This is a genomic window from Actinosynnema sp. NPDC023794 (assembly GCF_040639675.1).
Lineage (GTDB): Bacteria > Actinomycetota > Actinomycetes > Mycobacteriales > Pseudonocardiaceae > Actinosynnema > Actinosynnema luteola.
The window spans coordinates 37,799-55,076 of the sequence record NZ_JBFAFR010000037.1; the positions used below are offsets into that span (position 1 = coordinate 37,799).

11 protein-coding genes are annotated in these 17,278 nt (G+C 70.6%); 6 read left to right on the plus strand and 5 right to left on the minus strand.

Annotated elements, in window-relative coordinates:
* Position 1: 1 nt before the first annotated feature.
* Entirely contained in the window at positions 2-1,321 is a 1,320-nt protein-coding gene (locus AB0H12_RS39675; RefSeq protein ID WP_499630248.1) for a CE1 family esterase, read from the minus strand.
* 752 nt (positions 1,322-2,073) lie between these two features.
* Here AB0H12_RS39675 and AB0H12_RS39680 point away from each other — a divergent pair.
* The gene (locus AB0H12_RS39680) at positions 2,074-3,057 is read left to right on the plus strand and encodes an acetylxylan esterase (RefSeq protein ID WP_499630250.1); all 984 of its coding nucleotides are present in this window, start codon (positions 2,074-2,076) and stop codon (positions 3,055-3,057) included.
* A 116-nt stretch (positions 3,058-3,173) separates the two neighbouring features.
* Here the strand turns inward: AB0H12_RS39680 and AB0H12_RS39685 are convergent, their stop codons facing one another.
* Complete coding sequence (locus AB0H12_RS39685) at positions 3,174-4,796, minus strand: cellulose binding domain-containing protein (RefSeq protein WP_499630252.1); 1,623 nt, start codon at positions 4,794-4,796, stop codon at positions 3,174-3,176.
* 528 nt (positions 4,797-5,324) lie between these two features.
* Here AB0H12_RS39685 and AB0H12_RS39690 point away from each other — a divergent pair.
* On the plus strand, positions 5,325-6,701 hold the full coding sequence (locus AB0H12_RS39690; RefSeq protein ID WP_499630254.1) for a glycoside hydrolase family 10 protein: 1,377 nt from the start codon (positions 5,325-5,327) through the stop codon (positions 6,699-6,701).
* 101 nt (positions 6,702-6,802) lie between these two features.
* Entirely contained in the window at positions 6,803-8,233 is a 1,431-nt protein-coding gene (locus AB0H12_RS39695) for an Nramp family divalent metal transporter (protein WP_499630255.1), read from the plus strand.
* Between the two features lie 72 nt (positions 8,234-8,305).
* On the opposite strand, the gene AB0H12_RS39700 is transcribed toward AB0H12_RS39695, so the two are convergent.
* Together AB0H12_RS39700 and AB0H12_RS39705 are read right to left on the minus strand one after the other, a co-directional pair.
* Positions 8,306-8,638, minus strand: a complete 333-nt coding sequence (locus tag AB0H12_RS39700) for a hypothetical protein (RefSeq protein ID WP_499630257.1) — start codon at positions 8,636-8,638, stop codon at positions 8,306-8,308.
* Between the two features lie 42 nt (positions 8,639-8,680).
* On the minus strand, positions 8,681-9,865 hold the full coding sequence (locus AB0H12_RS39705) for a DUF418 domain-containing protein (protein WP_499630259.1): 1,185 nt from the start codon (positions 9,863-9,865) through the stop codon (positions 8,681-8,683).
* An 82-nt stretch (positions 9,866-9,947) separates the two neighbouring features.
* Here AB0H12_RS39705 and AB0H12_RS39710 point away from each other — a divergent pair, with 82 nt between their 5' ends.
* On the plus strand, positions 9,948-10,556 hold the full coding sequence (locus AB0H12_RS39710; protein ID WP_499630261.1) for a TetR/AcrR family transcriptional regulator: 609 nt from the start codon (positions 9,948-9,950) through the stop codon (positions 10,554-10,556).
* A 78-nt stretch (positions 10,557-10,634) separates the two neighbouring features.
* Here the strand turns inward: AB0H12_RS39710 and AB0H12_RS39715 are convergent, their stop codons facing one another.
* Positions 10,635-11,993, minus strand: a complete 1,359-nt coding sequence (locus tag AB0H12_RS39715) for an MFS transporter (RefSeq protein WP_499630263.1) — start codon at positions 11,991-11,993, stop codon at positions 10,635-10,637.
* 375 nt (positions 11,994-12,368) lie between these two features.
* Between AB0H12_RS39715 and AB0H12_RS39720 the strand changes: the two genes are divergently transcribed.
* Both AB0H12_RS39720 and AB0H12_RS39725 read left to right on the plus strand, forming a co-directional pair.
* Positions 12,369-16,400 carry a DUF8616 domain-containing protein gene (locus AB0H12_RS39720; protein WP_499630265.1) on the plus strand — a complete coding sequence of 1,344 codons (4,032 nt, stop codon included), beginning with the start codon at positions 12,369-12,371 and terminating at the stop codon, positions 16,398-16,400.
* On the plus strand, positions 16,393-17,277 hold the full coding sequence (locus tag AB0H12_RS39725) for a hypothetical protein (RefSeq protein WP_499630266.1): 885 nt from the start codon (positions 16,393-16,395) through the stop codon (positions 17,275-17,277). The genes AB0H12_RS39720 and AB0H12_RS39725 overlap by 8 nt, the downstream gene beginning before the upstream one ends.
* The last annotated feature ends 1 nt before the right edge of the window (position 17,278 follow it).

A 17,278-nucleotide genomic window follows, 5' to 3' on the forward strand; every position in this document is an offset into this window, starting at 1 on the left:
GTCAGGCGACGCTGCAGGTCGCGCCGTTGAGGGTGAACGAGCCCGGCTTGTCGGTGTTGCCGCTGTGAGTGGCCTGGAAGCCGATGCTCACCGACCCGCCGGGGGCGATGCTGCCGTTGTAGGAGACGTTCCTGGCCGTGACCTGTCCCGACGACGGCGAGTAGCTCGCGTTCCAGCCGGAGGTGATGTTCTGGCCCCCGGGCAGCGTGAACGCCAGCGACCAGCCGCTGACCGGCGCGCTGCCGGTGTTCGTGATGACGATCTCCGACGTCAGGCCGGTGTTCCACGCGTTGATGGTGTCGGTCACCTTGCAGCCGTCACCGGGCGGGTTCGTCGTCGTCGTGGTGGTGGTCGTGGTCGTCGTCGTGGTGCTAGTCGTGGTGGTCGTCGTCGTGCCGGGGCCGCCCTGGAACTGGGAGATGAACTTCCACGCCTCGCCCTTGGTCCAGGTCCGGATGCCGCTCTCGGTGTAGGTGCCGTCGACCGGACCGGGCATGTGGCCGTTGTCGAACGCGGCCCACTGGACCGGGTAGCCCGCACGGCACGAGTACGTCGTCGTGATGTGGGTCATGCTGCCCTGCGACGGCTCGCGCGGGCTCTGCGGCGTGCAGCCGTTGTTCGCCACGAACCGGTCGCGCAACTGCCGCCCCATCGAGATGTTGAGGACGTTGTCCGTGATGCCGTGCATGCCGAAGTAGGCGATCGGCTGGCTACCGCCGCTGCACCCGCTCAACTGCGCGCCCGCGTACACCACCACCGCGCGGAACACCGTCGCCCGGGCACACGCCAGCGCGTAGCTCATGCCACCGCCGTAGCTGAACCCCATCGCGAACCGCAACGCCGTGTCGACGCACAGGTCGGCCTCGATCCGCCGCAGCATGTCGTCGGTGAAGGTCACGTCCTCGCCGCCGGAGTTGGCCCAGCCGTTGCCCAGGCCCTGCGGCGCCACCAGGATCGCGCTGTTGTTCGACTGCTCCTGCATCCCGTAGTACGACCACGCCGTCCCGCTGGTGCCGCCCGAGGACACGTCGTTCATCGTGCCGCCACGCCAGTGGAACCCGAAGATCAACCGATAGGGGCGGGTGTTGTCGTAGCCGTCCGGCACCCGGAGGATGAAGCTGCGGCTCTTGCCGCTGCTCGTGATCGTGTGCGTGCCACTGCGCAACGTCGGCGCCTTGCCGCAACCGGCGCTCGACGCGAGCGTGCCGACTTGTGCGGAGGGCGTGGTCTCGCCGAGTCCTCCGCTCAACGCCGTGCCGGTCGCCGCCGCGGTGAGGAGCACCGCCGCCAACGCGGGCCCGAGAAGCCTACGCGTGATCATCAGATGACTCTTTTCTGCTGTTCGGACATCGAGTGCGCGGGTGAGCGGTCACCACGGCGGCCGACCACCCGGCGGCGGGGTGGCCAGGTCGGCCGGCGGTGATCGGTCAGTGGTCGTGCGGGCCGGTGTTCGGGCGCCGTCGTCGTCGGAGCGGACCGGCTCGCCGTCGCGTCGGCCGGGAGTGCCGCGAGGAGGGGTGCGCGTCGAACGCGCACGGCGCAGGAGGCGATCGCATCCGGGTCCCCAACGTCGTCGTTGACGGACGGCCGCGGCGAGTTGCCCGACCGACAGGGTTTCGAAAGTTTCGACCAAGAGGCCTTCACTTTCGAGCCAATGTAGGCGGCGACACGGACAGCGGTCAACGCTCAAGGTGAGCTAAAATTGTTAGCGCTCACGACGGCCGAATCGCGACGCGTCGCCCTCGATCACCCTCGAGGTGACTGCCCGGCGATGAGCATCTTTGCACCGGCGCTTCCGCGATTTTGCGCTACCCGGACCACTGAACACGGGTCGCGCAACCGGTATTTTGTTAACGTAAACAACAGTACGTCCAGGGACCCGGCGATGCCGTCGCACCCAGGACGAGGCCGTATCGAAGCGCTTGAACAGTCCAATTGAGACTGACTACCGAGACCGAGCATCGACACGGCTCCAACATCCGCGACCTTGGTGCCGTCCCATGATTGACAGACCGGCAGGGCGCATGCCAACGTCGAAGCGCTTCACCCGCGCGTCTTCCGAAGGACTTCCCCATGCCGCTGACGGACTCCCCGCACGACGAACTGGTCGACTACCGCCCGGATTCGAGCCCACCACCGGATTTCGACGCCTTCTGGGAGCGCACCCTCGCGGCGACGCGCGCCCGCGGCGGGGCCGTGAAGGTGGAGCCGGTCGCCGACCGGCACCTGCTGCGCACCGTCGAGGTGGACGACGTGCGGTTCCCCGGCTGGAACGGCGAACCGGTGGCGGCCTGGCTGCTTCGCCCGCGCGGCGTCGAGGGCCCGCTGCCCGTCGTCGTGACCTACATCGGCTACACCGGAGGTCGCGGACTGCCCACCGACCACCTGCTCTGGTCCGCCGCCGGGTACGCGCAGCTCGTCGTCGACAGCCGCGGCCAAGGCCACGACACCCCGGACTCGACGGAGGGCAACGGCACGCAGTGGGCCGAGGGCTTCATGACCCGCGGCGTAGACGCCCCCGAGCACTACTACTACCGGCGTCTCATGACCGATTGCGTCCGGGCGGTGGACGCGGTCGTCGACCTGCCCGGGCTGGACCACCGACGGGTGATCGTCACCGGCGGGAGCCAGGGCGGCGGGCTCGCGCTGGCCGTCGCGGGACTGGCGCCGGGCACCGTGTCCGCCGTCCTGCCGGACGTGCCCTTCCTGTGCCACTTCCGGCGTGCGGCCGAGATCAGCGGCGAGGGCCCGTACGAGGAGCTCGCGAAGTACCTGCGTTGGCACAGCCGCCAGCACGTGGAGCGGACCTTCGCCACGTTGTCCTACTTCGACGGTGTCCACTTCGCCCGGCGGGCGACGGCGCCGGCGCTGTTCAGCGTCGGCCTGATGGACCCGATCTGCCCGCCCTCCACCGTTTACGCCGCCTACAACCACTACGCGGGCGAGGACCGGACCATGACCGTGTGGCCGTTCGCCGACCACGGCGGCGGGTACGGCTCCAACGCGGCCGTGCAGCTGGCCTGGTTGCACGAGCGCGGGCTCGGCGCGCCGGCCTGACCCACGACGGCGACTCGTCGCCCGACCGGGCCGCGGACGGGAAGCATCCGCGGCCCGGGGGGGTCGGGCGACTTCCGAGGCGCGGAGCCGGCTCGGGGCCCGCTCCGCACCGGCGGTCAGGTGGTGCAGGCGGCACCGTTGAGGGTGTACGAGGCGGGTTTGGCCGCGTCGCCGGTGTGGGTGGCCTGGAAGCCGATCGCGACCGACGCGCCGGGGGCGATGCTGCCGTTGTAGGAGACGTTCCTGGCCGTGACCTGTCCCGACGACGGCGAGTAGCTCGCGTTCCAGCCGGAGGTGATGTTCTGGCCCCCGGGCAGGGTGAACGCCAGCGACCAGCCGCTGACCGGCGCGCTGCCGGTGTTGGTGATGGTGATGTCCGAGGTCAGGCCGTTGCCCCAGGCGTTGACGGTGTTGGTGACCCGGCAGGAGCCGCCCGGCTGCGGGGTGGTCGTCGTGGTGATCGTGGTGGTCGTGGTCGTCGGCATACCGGAGCCCTTGGCCAGGTAGACGACGGTGCCGTGGGCCGGCACGGTGGCGGAGATGCCGTCGCTCCCCCCGCTGATCGCGTTCGTCCAGGCGTCCCGCAGGGTGATCGACACGCCTTCAAGGCCGATCATGTAGCCGGCGGTGCTGATCGTGGTCGGGGTGGAGCCCTGGTTGAACAGGGCGACCGCGACCTCGCCGGTGGACAGCCGCTTGGCCAGCACGCGACGGGTGCCGTCGTTGGAGATCTGCACGGCCTGCAACCCGAGCGGGTCCTGGTTGATCCCGATGAGGTTGGCGTTCTTCAGGATCGTCTGCGTGGCGGCGTCCATGTTCCGCAGGTCGTTGCCCGCGATGAGCGGCGAGGCCATGATCGCCCACAGGGCGAAGTGGCTGCGCATCTCGGTGTCGTTCATGCCGCCCCGGCCGACTTCCATCATGTCCGGGTCGTTGAACCCGCCGGGCTTGGCGTAGGACGCCAGGGGCACGGTGACGTTGACGATGTTCTGGACGCCCATCGGGTAGCCGTTGGTCTGCCCGGTGTCCCACTTGTTGGTGATGTCCTCGGTGGTGCGCCACATGTTCGCCACGTCGCCCCAGTTGCGCCGGGGCCCGGTCTTGTCGTGGATGCTGTTGGAGTTGATGCTGTAGACGATCGGGCGGCCGGTGGCGCGCAGCGCGTCGCGCATCTTCGCGAACGCGCGCACCTGGTCGTCCATCGTCCCGCTGGGCGAGCACCAGTCGTACTTGAGGAAGTCCACGCCCCACGCGGCGAACTGGCGGGCGTCCTGCTCCTCGTGGCCCAGCGCCCCGGTCGAACCGGGGTAGGAGTTGAAGTACTGGGCGCACGTCTCGGTCAACGGCGCCTGGTAGATCCCGAACTTGAGGCCCTTGCCGTGGATGTAGTCGCCGAGCGCCTTCATGCCGCTGGGGAACCGGCCCGGGTCGCCCTGGAGGTTGCCCGCCGAGTCCCGGTTGGGGTTCATCCAGCAGTCGTCCACCACGACGTACTCGTAGCCCGCGTCACGCATGCCGGAGTTGACCATCGCGTCGGTCATCTGCCTGATCAACGTCTCGTTGATGTTGCAGCCGAACGTGTTCCACGAGTTCCAGCCCATCGGTGGCGTGCGCGCCACGCCGTTCTCCAGCGCCCGGGCCGGGTCTGGGTCGGCGTTCAGCACCGTCACCATGCCTGCCGCCACCAGCAGAGCCGCGGACACGGCGTGCGCGACGCGATGTCGCCGGGGGTGTTCCATCGTCTTGGATCCCTTCGCTGTTCGGTGTCGTGGCTCGCGCGACGCGCGGCGGCCCAGCGTCGTTCGGCGGACACCGGCAGGGTCGGGTCGCGGCCCGCACGGCGACCCCGATTGCCAGTCGAATGTAGCGACGTGCGATTCCGCCGGTCAAAGCTAAACATGTGAGCGCTCACTTTAGCTAGCCGCCGTCGAACTGGGTTGAACGACATTCAACAAGGTCACGTAAGCACAGCTCAGGAACTTGCGCGAGCCCATTGCTCCATCCAGCGCACTCACTGGAGCATTTCCCGAAGCGCGGACCTTGTGAACGCCAACAATATGGTGCGACACTGACTCGCGCCAGACTCGCGGAACGCGCCGATCGCACGGTGCGCCGTTTCGCGGAACTCCGCCGGCCCGTGCTCGCACCGCGAACGACGCCCCGCGCGCCGCCCGCACCCGGCGACACGGCGGTGCCGGACCGGCAGACCGGTTCTGCCCATCCCACCCGTCACGCGCGGCGGGTGCCTTTCGGTGAAGGTGTCGAAGATGAAGCTGACAGCGAGGTCAGTGTCACGAGTGGTGCTCGCGGCGAGTTTGATCGCCACCACCGCGGGCGGCGTCGCGTTCCTCGCGACCACGTCCGCGAGCGCCGCGACCACCCTCGGCGCGTCCGCGGCCCAGAGCGGCCGCTACTACGGCACGGCCGTCGCGGCCGGCCGGCTCGGCGACTCCACCTACGTCGGGATCCTGAACCGCGAGTTCAACATGGTGACGGCCGAGAACGAGATGAAGATGGACGCCACCGAGCCCAACCAGAACCAGTTCAACTTCGCCAACGGCGACCGCATCGTGAACCACGCGATCGCCCAGGGCAAGCGCGTGCGGGGCCACACCCTCGCCTGGCACTCGCAGCAACCACGGTGGATGCAGGGCATGGAGGGTTCGGCGCTGCGCTCCGCCCTGGTCAACCACATCAACCGGGTCGCCTCCTACTACCGGGGCAAGATCTACGCCTGGGACGTCGTCAACGAGGCCTTCGCCGACGGCGGGTCCGGCGGACGCCGCGACTCCAACCTCCAGCGCACCGGCAACGACTGGATCGAGGTCGCCTTCCGCACCGCCCGCGCCGCCGACCCCGGCGCCAAGCTCTGCTACAACGACTACAACACCGACAGCTGGGCCGCCGCCAAGACCCAGGGCGTCTACCGGATGGTGCAGGACTTCAAGGCCCGCGGCGTCCCCATCGACTGCGTCGGCCTCCAGTCCCACTTCGGCACCGGCATCCCGGGTGACTACCAGACCACCATCCAGCGCTTCGCGGCGCTCGGCGTCGACGTGCAGATCACCGAGCTGGACATCGCCGGGTCCGGCACGCAGCAGGCCGACAGCTACCGTCGCGCGACCCAGGCGTGCACCGCCGTCGCGCGGTGCACCGGCATCACGGTGTGGGGCATCCGCGACACCGACTCCTGGCGCTACCCCAACGACTCGCCGCTGCTGTTCGACGGTTCCGGCAACAAGAAGCCCGCGTACAACGCCGTCCTCGACGTCCTCAACGCCGCGGGTCCGACCACCACCTCCACGTTGCCCACCGACACCAGCACGACGACCACCACGCCGCAGAACCCCGGCGGCGCCTGCACCGCGACCGCGTCGCTGAACAGCTGGAACGGCGGCTTCGTCGCCAACATCAAGGTCACCGCGGGCGCCTCGGCGCTCAACGGCTGGTCGGTCTCGGTGTCCCTGCCGGGTGGCGCCACGGTCACCAACCACTGGAGCGCCAACCGCAGCGGCTCCACCGGGACGGTCGCCTTCACCAACGTCGACTACAACGGTTCCGTCGCGGCGGGCCAGTCGGTGGAGTTCGGGTTCCAGGCCACCGGCAGCGCCACCGGTCTCACCCCGACCTGCTCGGCGCGCTGAGCCGAGTCCGCCCGGTCGGCGCCTCGACCGTCGACCGGGCGGGCGGGTTCCCCGTATCGTCACCACGGAGATCACCTTGGTTCCGGCGAAGGGATCATCCGATGACGAGGCAGCACGACGACGTGACCCGCCGCTTTCCCGCCAGCCGACACCTGCCGCCGCCCGAGGTCAGACCGCTGCCGGAGGCACCGACCTCCACGTGGCGGATCATCGGGCCGGGAGTGGTCGCCGCGGGCGTCGGGTTGGCGTCCGGCGAGTTCATCCTCTTCCCCTACATCGCTTCCCAGGTCGGCCTGGTGTTCGTCTGGGCGGCCCTGGTGGGGCTGGCCACCCAGTACTTCCTGAACATGGAGATCGAGCGGTACACGCTCGCCACCGGCGAGACCGCGCTCACCGGTTTCAGCCGCTACTGGCGTCATTGGGGGCTGGTGTTCGCGGCGCTGACCATGTCGGCGAACCTGTGGCCGGGTTGGGCGACCAGTTCGGCGACCATGGTCACCTACCTGTGGGGTGGCGACGTCCGCTGGATCTCCGTCGGGATGCTGCTCGCCATCGGGCTGATCCTCACGCTGGCGCCGGTGGTGTACGTGGCGCTGGAGCGGACGGAGATGCTGAAGGTCGCGGCGGTGCTCGTGCTGCTCGCGGTCGGCGCGGTGGTCGCCATCTCGGCCGACACGTGGGCCGACGTGCCCAGGATCGTGACCGACGCGAGCATTCCGATCGACCCGCTCGGTCTCGCCTTCCTGACCGGCGCGCTCGCCTTCGCGGGTGCCGGTGGCGGTCAGAACCTGGTGCAGAGCAACTGGATCCGGGACAAGGGCTTCGGCATGGGCAAGTACGTGCCGCGGATCAAGAGCCCGGTGACCGGCAAGCCCGAGGCCGCGCCCAGCACCGGGTTCATCTTCGAACCGACCGACGAGCACCTGACCCGCTGGCGCGCGTGGTGGCGGTTCGCGAACCGCGAGCAGCTGTACACCTTCGTGCTGATCACGTTCGTGTCCATCATGTTCACCTCGCTGCTCGCCTACTCGACCGTCTACGGCCGGCCCGGCCTGCCGAACAACATCGGGTTCCTGCGGATCGAGGGCGAGGTGCTGAAGGAGACGGTCGGCGCCTGGTTCGGCACGCTGTTCTGGGTGATCGGCGCGTTCGCGCTGTTCGCCGCGGCGCTGGGCATCGTGGACTACTCCAGCCGCCTCGTCGCGGACGTGATCAAGACCGCGTACGCCAAGAGCGTCAAGGAGAGCACGCTCTACTTCGCCGTGGTGTGGGTGCTGGTGGTGGTGGGCTGCGCGATCGTGCTGGCCGGTCTCGGGCAGCCGCTGATCCTGCTGGTGATCTCCGCGTGCGTGGGCGGTTTGATGATGTTCCTCTACTCCGGCCTGCTGATCGTCCTCAACCGCAGGGCGCTGCCCGCGCCGATTCGCATCCGCGCCGGTCGCATGGCCGCGCTCGGCTGGGCTGTGCTCCTGTTCGGCGTGCTGAGCGTCATGACGATCATCGAGCAGACCGGCAAACTGTTCGGCGACTAACACGATCGCCGACCGCGCGAGCAGGTCTGCTCGCGCGGTCGGCGGCTCACGTCGGACTGGGCACGTACGCGCTCAGCGCCGTTCTTCGTCGATACGGGTGAGGCGGTTGGGCATCACCATGCAGTAGAGGCCGCCGGTCTCGTTGGTCATGCAGTAGACCGACCGCGTCTCGTCGGAGTTGCCCGCCTCGAGCTGCTCACCGACTCTCTGGATGGTGATGCGCTCCGGGTCCTTGGGCGGCTCCGGCACCGGCTTGTCCCACGGGTGCCACGCCAGCAGTCCGCCACCGATCCCGGCGACGAGGATCGCGAAGGCCAGCAGGCCGTAGCCGGGCCGGGACTGCTCGGTCATCGGCTGCGGCTCGGGCGACGACGGTTGCGGCACAGGGGTTTCCGGGTGCGACATGCCGGACAGTTAACATCATCGCTTCGTCGATCGGACAGGCGGTCAGGCCCGGCGCGAGAGCCGCTGGTCCGCCCGCTCGGCGCGCTCGGAACCGGGCCACGCGCCCGCGGTCGCCGCGCGGAGGAGCCATTCCAGCGGTCCGTAGCGGTGACTGCGGAGCCACAGCGCGCTGAGCGCGAGCTGGACGAGGTAGATGCCGACGACGAGCCCGGCCACCGCTCCCGGGACCAGGGTGCCCACCAGACTGAGCCCGTACGCGGTGAAGACCAGGCCCAGGATGACCGACTGCAGGACGTAGTTGGACAGCGCGACGCGGCCCGCCGGGGCGAAGACGGCCGCGGCGCGGGTGTCGAACAGTCGCAGCAGCGCGGCCACGTACCCGCCGGCGAGCAGTGGCGCGGTGAGGACGCTGACCCCGATCGCGAGGGTTTCGGCCCCGCTCCCGGGGTGGTTCACCGCGATGTAGGCGTAGCACGCGGCCCCCAGGAGCCCCACCGGCAAGCCTGCGCGCAGCAGCCACGACCACAGCGCCCGGTGGCTCCCGGGTTCGGCGAGCAGCCGCGTCCTGCCCGCCGCGAACCCGAGCAGGAACATCGCCAGGGTGCTGGGCGCCTGCACGAACACGACGAGCTGGAGCGTGCCGGGCAGCTGTCGCAGGTGTTCGGCGACGACCGTCCCGGGGGTTCCCCGGTAGGCGGCCTCCGTGTCGGCGACCCGCGCGGACACCGCGACGACGTCGACCGAGGTGTGGGTGAGCACGTCGAGCACGCCCAGCGCGGTCCACAGCGTGCCGCTGACGAGCAGCAGGCCCACCGCCAGCCGCACGGCGCGCTTGGGGGAGATGCCGCGCAGCGCCAGCAGGACCAGGCCGAGCACGGCGTAGGTGACGAGGATGTCGCCGTGGAACAGGAGCACGGCGTGCGCGACGCCGATCGTCGCGAGCGCGACGTGCCGCCGCAGCATCCGCGGCCGGAAGGCGACCTCCCGACGTGCGGCGGCATCGAGCTGCAACGTGAAGCTGTAGCCGAAGAGGAAGGAGAACAGCAGGTAGAACTTGGTCTCGAAGAACATCGAGACGATCCACTGGATCACCGGGTCGCGTGCCGGGTCGGCGATCCCCGAGGCGTAGTAACCGGTCGCGAACGCCCACGCGTTGACGGCGAGGATGCCGAGCAGCGCGAACCCGCGCAGCGCGTCCAACCGCTCGAGGCGGTGCTGAGTAGTCACGGCGACCTTTCATAAACCGAGTAGTCGGTCTAATATTGGACACCGTGACCTCCGCCGTCAACGCCCCTGGTTGAATCGGCCCATGCGCACCGTCGACCCAGCCAAGCGCGAGGCGAAGCGACTCCGGATCCTGGAAGCCGCGGCGCGGTGCTTCGCGCGCAAGGGGTTCGGCCAGACGCGCACCGCGGACATCTGCGCCGAGGCGGAGATGAGCTCGGGCAACCTGTTCTACTACTTCGACAGCAAGCAGGACATCTTCGTCGCGGTCGTCGAACAGGACGGGGCCGACACCGAAGCCCTGTTCGCCGAACTGTCGGCCGCCGAGCCGTGGGACGCGCTGACGGCGTTCGTCGACCTGGCGATCGGTCTGGCCGCGGACGCCGACTACGCCCGGCTCACCCTGGAGATCTCCGCCCAGGCCCACCGCGACGAGCGGATCGCGGCACTGGTCGCGACCAACGACCAGGTGGTGCGGTCAGGCCTGGCCGACCTGGTCGACCGGGCGACCGAGGCAGGCGTGATCGACCCCGTGCTGGACCCGGCCACGACCGCGACGTGGCTCGCCGCCTTGGTGGACGGCTTGTTCAACCGCGTCGCGGTGGACGCGACCTTCGCGCCGAAGCGCGAGCGCGAGACGCTGCACCTGGTCCTCCGCCGACTCCTGCGCCACGCGGACCAAGCCGAATCCTGAACCCCTTCGGGTCCCGCCCGGCGCGGACGTCCGAGTGGACGACCGGTACGGCCCGGCCGGCGTCGTCAGCCCGTCGCGTCAACCACCGTCCGGGGACGGCTGAAGCAGGCGGTCGTCCATCTGCCGGTGCGACACCAGCCCGGCGACGGCCGCGATCACGCCCGCGCCGAGGAGCACCGGCCGGGTGGCGTCGATGTCGAACGAGCGGTCGAAGAGGGTCACGGCCGTGGGGCCGACGAGGGTCACCAGCAGCGGGCCGAGGACGGTCGACAAGCCGAGGACCACCTTCATCAACGACTGGACCAGCGCCACCATCCGGCCGCGCATCGCGTCCTCGACCCGCGTGCCGATGATGGTGAGCCCGGTGAGGAACGTGATGCCCGCGCACGCGCCGACCACGGCCACCGCGACCAGGGCGAACCACAGGTGCGGCGCGAGCGACACGACGGCCAGGCTCAGGCCGGCGCCCACGATCGTGACGCCGAACAGCCGGTTGTAGGTCAGCCGGCGGGACAGCTTCGGCGCGATCCCCATGCCCGCTGCCAGACCGACGAAGACCGCGATGAACAACGTGCCGTAGGCGCTCTCACCGCCGCCCAGGCTCGACGCGTAGAGCCTGGCACTGCCGATCACCCCGCCCGCCGCGGCGAACGCGCCGGTCATGCCGATGACGAGGCCGCGCAGCAGGGGCGTCCGCCACGCGTATCGCAGGCCGTCGCGCATCATCACCAGGAAGCCCGGGCCTCCTTGCCTGCCCCGTGGCGCGGCCCGGCCGGACAGCTCGGGGATCCGCACCGCGATCAGGACCGCGGACGAGAGGTAGAGCAGGCCGTTGACGACGACCGCGATGGTCGCGATGCGGAACTCCAGGTCGCCGTCGCGGACGCCGAGGTAGCCGGGGATGCCCGCGATCAGCGAGTAGAGGCCGAACCCGGTGACGGTGGTGATGCCGTAGGTCATCACCAGGCCGAGCTGGTTGGCCGTGTCGACCTGGTCCGGTCGGCGCAGCAGGTTCGGCACGGCCGAGTCCTTGGCCGGGATCCACAGCATCGCGCAGCAGCCGACCAGGAAGTTCGCCGCGAACAGCCACCACGCCGTGCCGACGAACGCGATCGACAGGAACAAGCCGCCGCGGGCCAGGTCGCAGGCGACCATCACCTTGCGCCGGTCGAACCGATCGGCCAGCACGCCGCCCAGCGGCGCGAACAGCACGCCGGGCAGCAGCTGGGTCAGCACCACCGCGCTGAGCGCGAACCCCTCCCACCCGTACCCCGCGGACAGCTTCGTGACCAGGCCGGTCAACGCCAGCAGCGACAGCCAGTCGCCGACGCTGCACAGGAACGTGACGCCCCACAGCCGCCGGAACGGCCCGATGGACAGCACCGCCCGGATGCGGCGTGCCGTCGACGCCTCGGCCCCGTCCTCCTCGGCCACCACACCGACACCGTCGCCTTGAATGCCGCCACCCCCGCCGTAGTCGCAGATGATCAGACTAACGACGACGGCCCGGTGGCCCCCACGTGTTCCACGATCACGACCGCCGCCGTGCCGGATCGCCTGTCGGCAGGTCCGCCCCGAGGTTCCGTGTGACTTTCGACAATCCGAGAGAAGCGCAGGTCACCACACCTCTCGGGGCCGGATTCAAGATCGTCGCGGAAGTGCGGAACCATATTGGCGACCAATGCGTCATGATCCGGTAGAGCCGAGCAAGTGTGGTGGGGGTGCCGCTGTGTCCGCTGTGTCCGCTGTGTCCGCTGTGTTCGTCGTGCCGGTCCGGCCCGTCGCGTCCGCCGGGTCCGGGGTCGACGACTGATGGCGGGCGAGAACCCCCTGGTCGAGGCGCCGCCCGCGGAGCCGGGTGGGACGTTCAACGCCGGTACCGGTGACAACGGGTGGGCGACCGGTATCTCCATCGCGGAGTCGGCGATGGACACGTTCAACGGGATCAAGGACGGCAACTGGGTCCAGGCCGGCCTGGGCATGGTCGGGTTGGCGGCGGACGCGGCGGCGATGGCGATCGACCCGTTCGGCACCCTGTTGTCCTCGGCGGCGTCGTTCCTGATGGAACACATGCAGCCGCTCAAGGACATGCTGGACTGGCTGGCGGGCAACCCGCCGGTGATCGAGTCGTACTCCACGACGTGGAACAACGTCGCGGAGGAGTTGGGGAAGATCGCCGAGGAGTACACCTCGGGGGTGCGGCGGGGCACCGAGGGGTGGACGGGTTCTGCGGCGGAGACCTACCTCGCGAACTCGGCGGCGCACGGTGACGCGCTGACGGGTGCGGCGTCGGCCGCCGGCACCGTGGGCACGGTCGTCGGCATGATGGGCATGGTCGTGGGGTTCGTGCGCGAGGTGGTGCGCGACCTGATCGCGGACCTGGTGGGCAAGCTCATCGCGTGGGTGCTGGAAGCGGTGTTCTCGCTGGGGTTCGGCACCCCGGTGATCGTGGCGCAGGCGGTCACGGCGATCTCGAAGTGGGCCGCGAAGATCGCGAAGATCGTCCAGGACCTGCTCGACACCATCAAGAAGGTCTCCCCGATGCTCAAGCGTCTGGTCGAGGTCTTCGAGAAGATCATGAAGGTGGTCGGCAGACTCGCCGGCAAGGTCACCGGCCTGGACGTGCTCAGCCCCGGCAACATCACGCCGGGCGGCTTCCTGCGGACCGGCCGCGCCGACATCGACACGCCCTCCGGCAGCCCCGACACCAGCCCCTCCGGCGCCGACTCCGGCAACAGCCCGTCCGGCGACCGCGACTCGTCCACTTCGGACACCCCCGGCGCCGGCAACGACACACCGTCGCCGAACCGGCCGGGCGACACCACCTCCACCTCCGGCACCACCACCGATCCCACGACCGCCCCGACGACGCGGCCCGGCCGGGGCGACCCGACCGACGTGCCCACCCCGACCAGCCGCCCAGGACGCGACCCCGCCAGCCCCGACAACGACCTCCCCCGCGGCAACCCCGCCGGCAACCCCACCTCCGCAGCCGGCGGCTATGGCAGTGGCGGCCCGGGCGGCGGCGGTTCACCCGGCAGCAGCGGCGGCACCGGCGGTGGCGCTCCGAACAACGGCGGCAGCCCAGGCAGCGGCAGTCCGAGCGGCAGTGGCGGCTATGGCGGCGGTAACGGCCATGGCGGTGGCGGCGGTGGTTCGCACGGCGGCGGTGGAGGAAGCCCCGGCGGCGGCGCGCCGAACCCCCACACCTCCCCTCGTTTCGACCAGACCTCCGCAGCGAACGCCGCGACCCCCGAAGCCCCGCCACGCCCCGACCAGCCGAACACCGGCGGCGGCCCCAACACCGGCAACCCCAACACCGGTCCGCAGCCCAACCAGCCCGGCCCGACCGGTGGCACCGCGCCGGCCGGCGCACCAGGCGGTGGCAACCCGGGTGGTGGCGGACACGGTGGCGGCGCGCGACCGGGCGGCGGCGGAGGTTGGACCGGCACACCGGGCAGCCGAGGGGACCTGGGCTCAGGCATCCCGACCGCACGCAGCCCCGAACACGTCAGCCCGTCCTCACACGGGCCTTCCCGCACCAGCCCATCCCAGGCAGGACCTTCACACGCGGGCCCCTCACACGCCGGTCCCGGCGCGCCTCACCACGGCCCCACCCCGCCCAACACCGGTCCGGGAACCCCGCACACCGGCCCCACCGGCAACAACCCGGCCCACACGCGCCCGCAGAACCGCCCAACGCCACCGCCGGGCGGCCCGGCGCGCCCCGGTCCGGGGCACCCCAGCGGGCCGCACAACGGGCCGGTGCGGCCGTACGCACCGCACTCCCAGAACACCCCGCACAACGGCCCACCCGACCGGGGCCCGGTCGGCGCACCGCACCAACGCGACGGCGGTCCCGACTTCACCCGCCCACGCGGCGACGGCCCGCCTGCCCAACGGCACCAGGACACGCACGCACCCGCTCCACGCCGCGACCCCGACGGCGTCCCCGGCCCACGCCGCGACCCGGAAGCGTGGACACCGCCCCACCGCGACCCCGACCCGAACACCGACCGGCCCGACACCGACCGGCCCGACAGCGACCGGCCCGACAGCGACCGGCCGAGCATCGACGAGGCGCACGCCCGGCACGGCGAGACCACCCCCGCCGGCATCTCCCACCACCGAGGCGACTCGGACATGGGCGACCTGCCCCACCGCGTCCCACCCGACCCGCGCCACTTCACCGCCGACGTCCACATCACCCCCGACGGACGAGCCCGCATCGGCAACCACACCTACACCCCCGAGCAGTACGGCGACCTGCTGCGCCGCAACGGCTGGGACGGCACCACACCCATCCGCCTCATCGGCTGCGACGCCGGCAGCAACGACTTCGCCAACCGCCTCGCCCGACACACCAACGCCGACGTCCTCGCACCCACCAAACCCGCCTGGACCGACACCAACGGCCGCGTCTACACCAGCGACGCCGAGATCGGCCCGGACGGCAACCGCCAACCCAAGATCCCACCCAACGGCGAATGGCACACCCACCGCCCCGACGGCACCACCACCAAGGCGAGCGAAGACGGCTACGCACCCGGCACCAAGGACACCGACAAGACCGACCTCGACCCCACCAACGCCAAGGACCGCGCCGCACGCCCCGGTGACCGGGAGACGCCGACCCACCAGGACATCGACTGGAAAGAGCCCCAGCACACCCGGTCGGAGGACGTCACCGTCGACCAGCGCGAGCCGTTCTACGACCCACCACGACACGACCGACCGCTGGAGCCGAACACCCGGTACCGGATCCACGACGACACCGGCCACCGCACGACCGTCTACACCGACGGCGGCACGCCGCCCCGGATCACGCACGTCGACGCCCACACCCCGGACACCCGGATCGGCACCGACGCCAACCCGTTCGGCAACGCCGACGCGATCCACCCCCGCCCGGACACGGACTACCGGGTGCACACGGGCGGCGACCCGTTCACCTTCCGCACCGACGCGGACGGCCGGCCGCGGTTCGACCTGGACGACTTCGGCAGCCCCAAGGGCCCCGACTACGAACCCGGCGGCACGAAGTACCGCTCGGAGACGCTGGCGCACGACCCGAACCAGCGGCCGTTCAGCGACCGCACCGACCTCGAGCCCGACTGCCGCTACGAGGTCACCCGCATCACGCCCCAGGGCCACGTCTGGCACGGCACGTTCTTCACCTCGCCGGAGCTGAAGGACGGGAAGTCCCAGTTCACCCACATCGAGACGTGGACGAACAAGAACCCCGAACTGGGCAACAAGCACACGATGCGCGACCCCTACTCCCCCGACCCGGTCGAGGCGCCCCGCGTCAACTCGACGCCCGACCCGGTCACCGGCCGACGGGTGGAGGGCCTGCCGCTGGCGGAGACGCGGTTCCAGACCGGCACGACCGTCTACCACACCAACGCCGCCGGCGTGTCGTCCATCGCCTTCACCCCGGACTACGGCGGCACGCACGTCTCCCGCGACACCGACGTGCAGACGCCGTCCGGCAAGCACGGCGAGATGATCTACGGCGACCAGCGCCGCGGCGGCCACCTCCAGGACCACGCCTCCGGCGGCGGCAACGAGGCGATCAACCAGGTCTCGCAGCTCTACCGCGAGAACAACCTGCGCCGCCCGGGTTCCGACGCGGCGAGCCGGTACAAGGACAGCTGGGCCCAGGTCGAGAAGGACCGCCGCGCCGCGGTGGACAAGGACGGCATCGTGGTCGAACGGGTCCGCGTCTTCTCGGCCGAAGCCAGTCAGGGCCGGGTGCCGGATCGGCTGTATGTTGTCGAGCAGCGCCTGGACCCGAGCACCGGCAGGACGAGCTACCACTTCAGGAGTTCACCGAATGTCTGACCCGACCCCCCCGCAGGCACAGCCGCCGACGCCGGCGGAGCGCGAGGCCGAGGTCAACCGGATCCTGCAGTGGGTCTGCGGGCGGCTGCTCGACCTCGCCCCGCCGGACGCGAAGCGGCTCGACCTGAAGGCCGCCCTGGCGTCCTCTGTGGAGGACTTCGTCTACACGACGATCCTCGCCGACGGCTCGGCGCAGCCGCACGAGCTGCCGCGGGAGATCCACCCGGCGTTCGGCGACCTGCGCGTCCTGCTCTACGAGCCGGGCCAGGGCACCTGGTTCTCGGTGCGGCTCGTGGTGGACCCGCCGAGCACCTTCCGGGTGAACTTCAACTTCGACGTCGACCCGGTGTGGGATCCGCCGATCGGGCCCGAATCGCTGGCCAAGGACCTGGAGGACTTCCCCCGGGACGAGCTGCCCACCTGGTTGCACGAAACCCTCACGGGCGAGAAGGCTCCCGCGCGCTCCGGCGTCGACGCCGAGGAGCAGGGCCGCTACGCCAGGAGGATCGGCAACCAGCTGGTCCAGACGCTCCCGCCGGGCTGGGACTACGCGCAGGTGCACTTCCGCGAGATCGGCGACCACGCCGAGACCAACGCCCTGGTGCACAACGTGGCGGGCGCGCTCGAACGCTGGTCGCCGCCGCGGGCCGTCGCCGACCGGTTCCGCGAGCTGCGCGCGGCGACCCGTGCCGACGGCGCCTGGTACAGCGCCAAGTTCGAGATCCAGGCCACCGGCGAGCAGAAGCTCGAGATGAACCGCACCGACGAGCCGACGTGGATCGCGCCGCCGCCGCCCGAGTCCTACCGGGAGGAGCTGCGGCTGTCCGGCGGCACGGAGGACGTGCTGCCCGACTGGTTGCGGGCCAAACTGGTGTGAC

Bases quoted from the DNA above. Each gene is read 5' to 3' on its own strand.
- AB0H12_RS39675 (WP_499630248.1), bottom strand. From the start codon at position 1,321: ATGATCACGCGTAGGCTTCTCGGGCCCGCGTTGGCGGCGGTGCTCCTC.
- AB0H12_RS39680 (WP_499630250.1), top strand. From the start codon at position 2,074: ATGCCGCTGACGGACTCCCCGCACGACGAACTGGTCGACTACCGCCCG.
- AB0H12_RS39685 (WP_499630252.1), bottom strand. From the start codon at position 4,796: ATGGAACACCCCCGGCGACATCGCGTCGCGCACGCCGTGTCCGCGGCT.
- AB0H12_RS39690 (WP_499630254.1), top strand. From the start codon at position 5,325: ATGAAGCTGACAGCGAGGTCAGTGTCACGAGTGGTGCTCGCGGCGAGT.
- AB0H12_RS39695 (WP_499630255.1), top strand. From the start codon at position 6,803: ATGACGAGGCAGCACGACGACGTGACCCGCCGCTTTCCCGCCAGCCGA.
- AB0H12_RS39700 (WP_499630257.1), bottom strand. From the start codon at position 8,638: ATGTCGCACCCGGAAACCCCTGTGCCGCAACCGTCGTCGCCCGAGCCG.
- AB0H12_RS39710 (WP_499630261.1), top strand. From the start codon at position 9,948: ATGCGCACCGTCGACCCAGCCAAGCGCGAGGCGAAGCGACTCCGGATC.
- AB0H12_RS39720 (WP_499630265.1), top strand. From the start codon at position 12,369: ATGGCGGGCGAGAACCCCCTGGTCGAGGCGCCGCCCGCGGAGCCGGGT.
- AB0H12_RS39725 (WP_499630266.1), top strand. From the start codon at position 16,393: ATGTCTGACCCGACCCCCCCGCAGGCACAGCCGCCGACGCCGGCGGAG.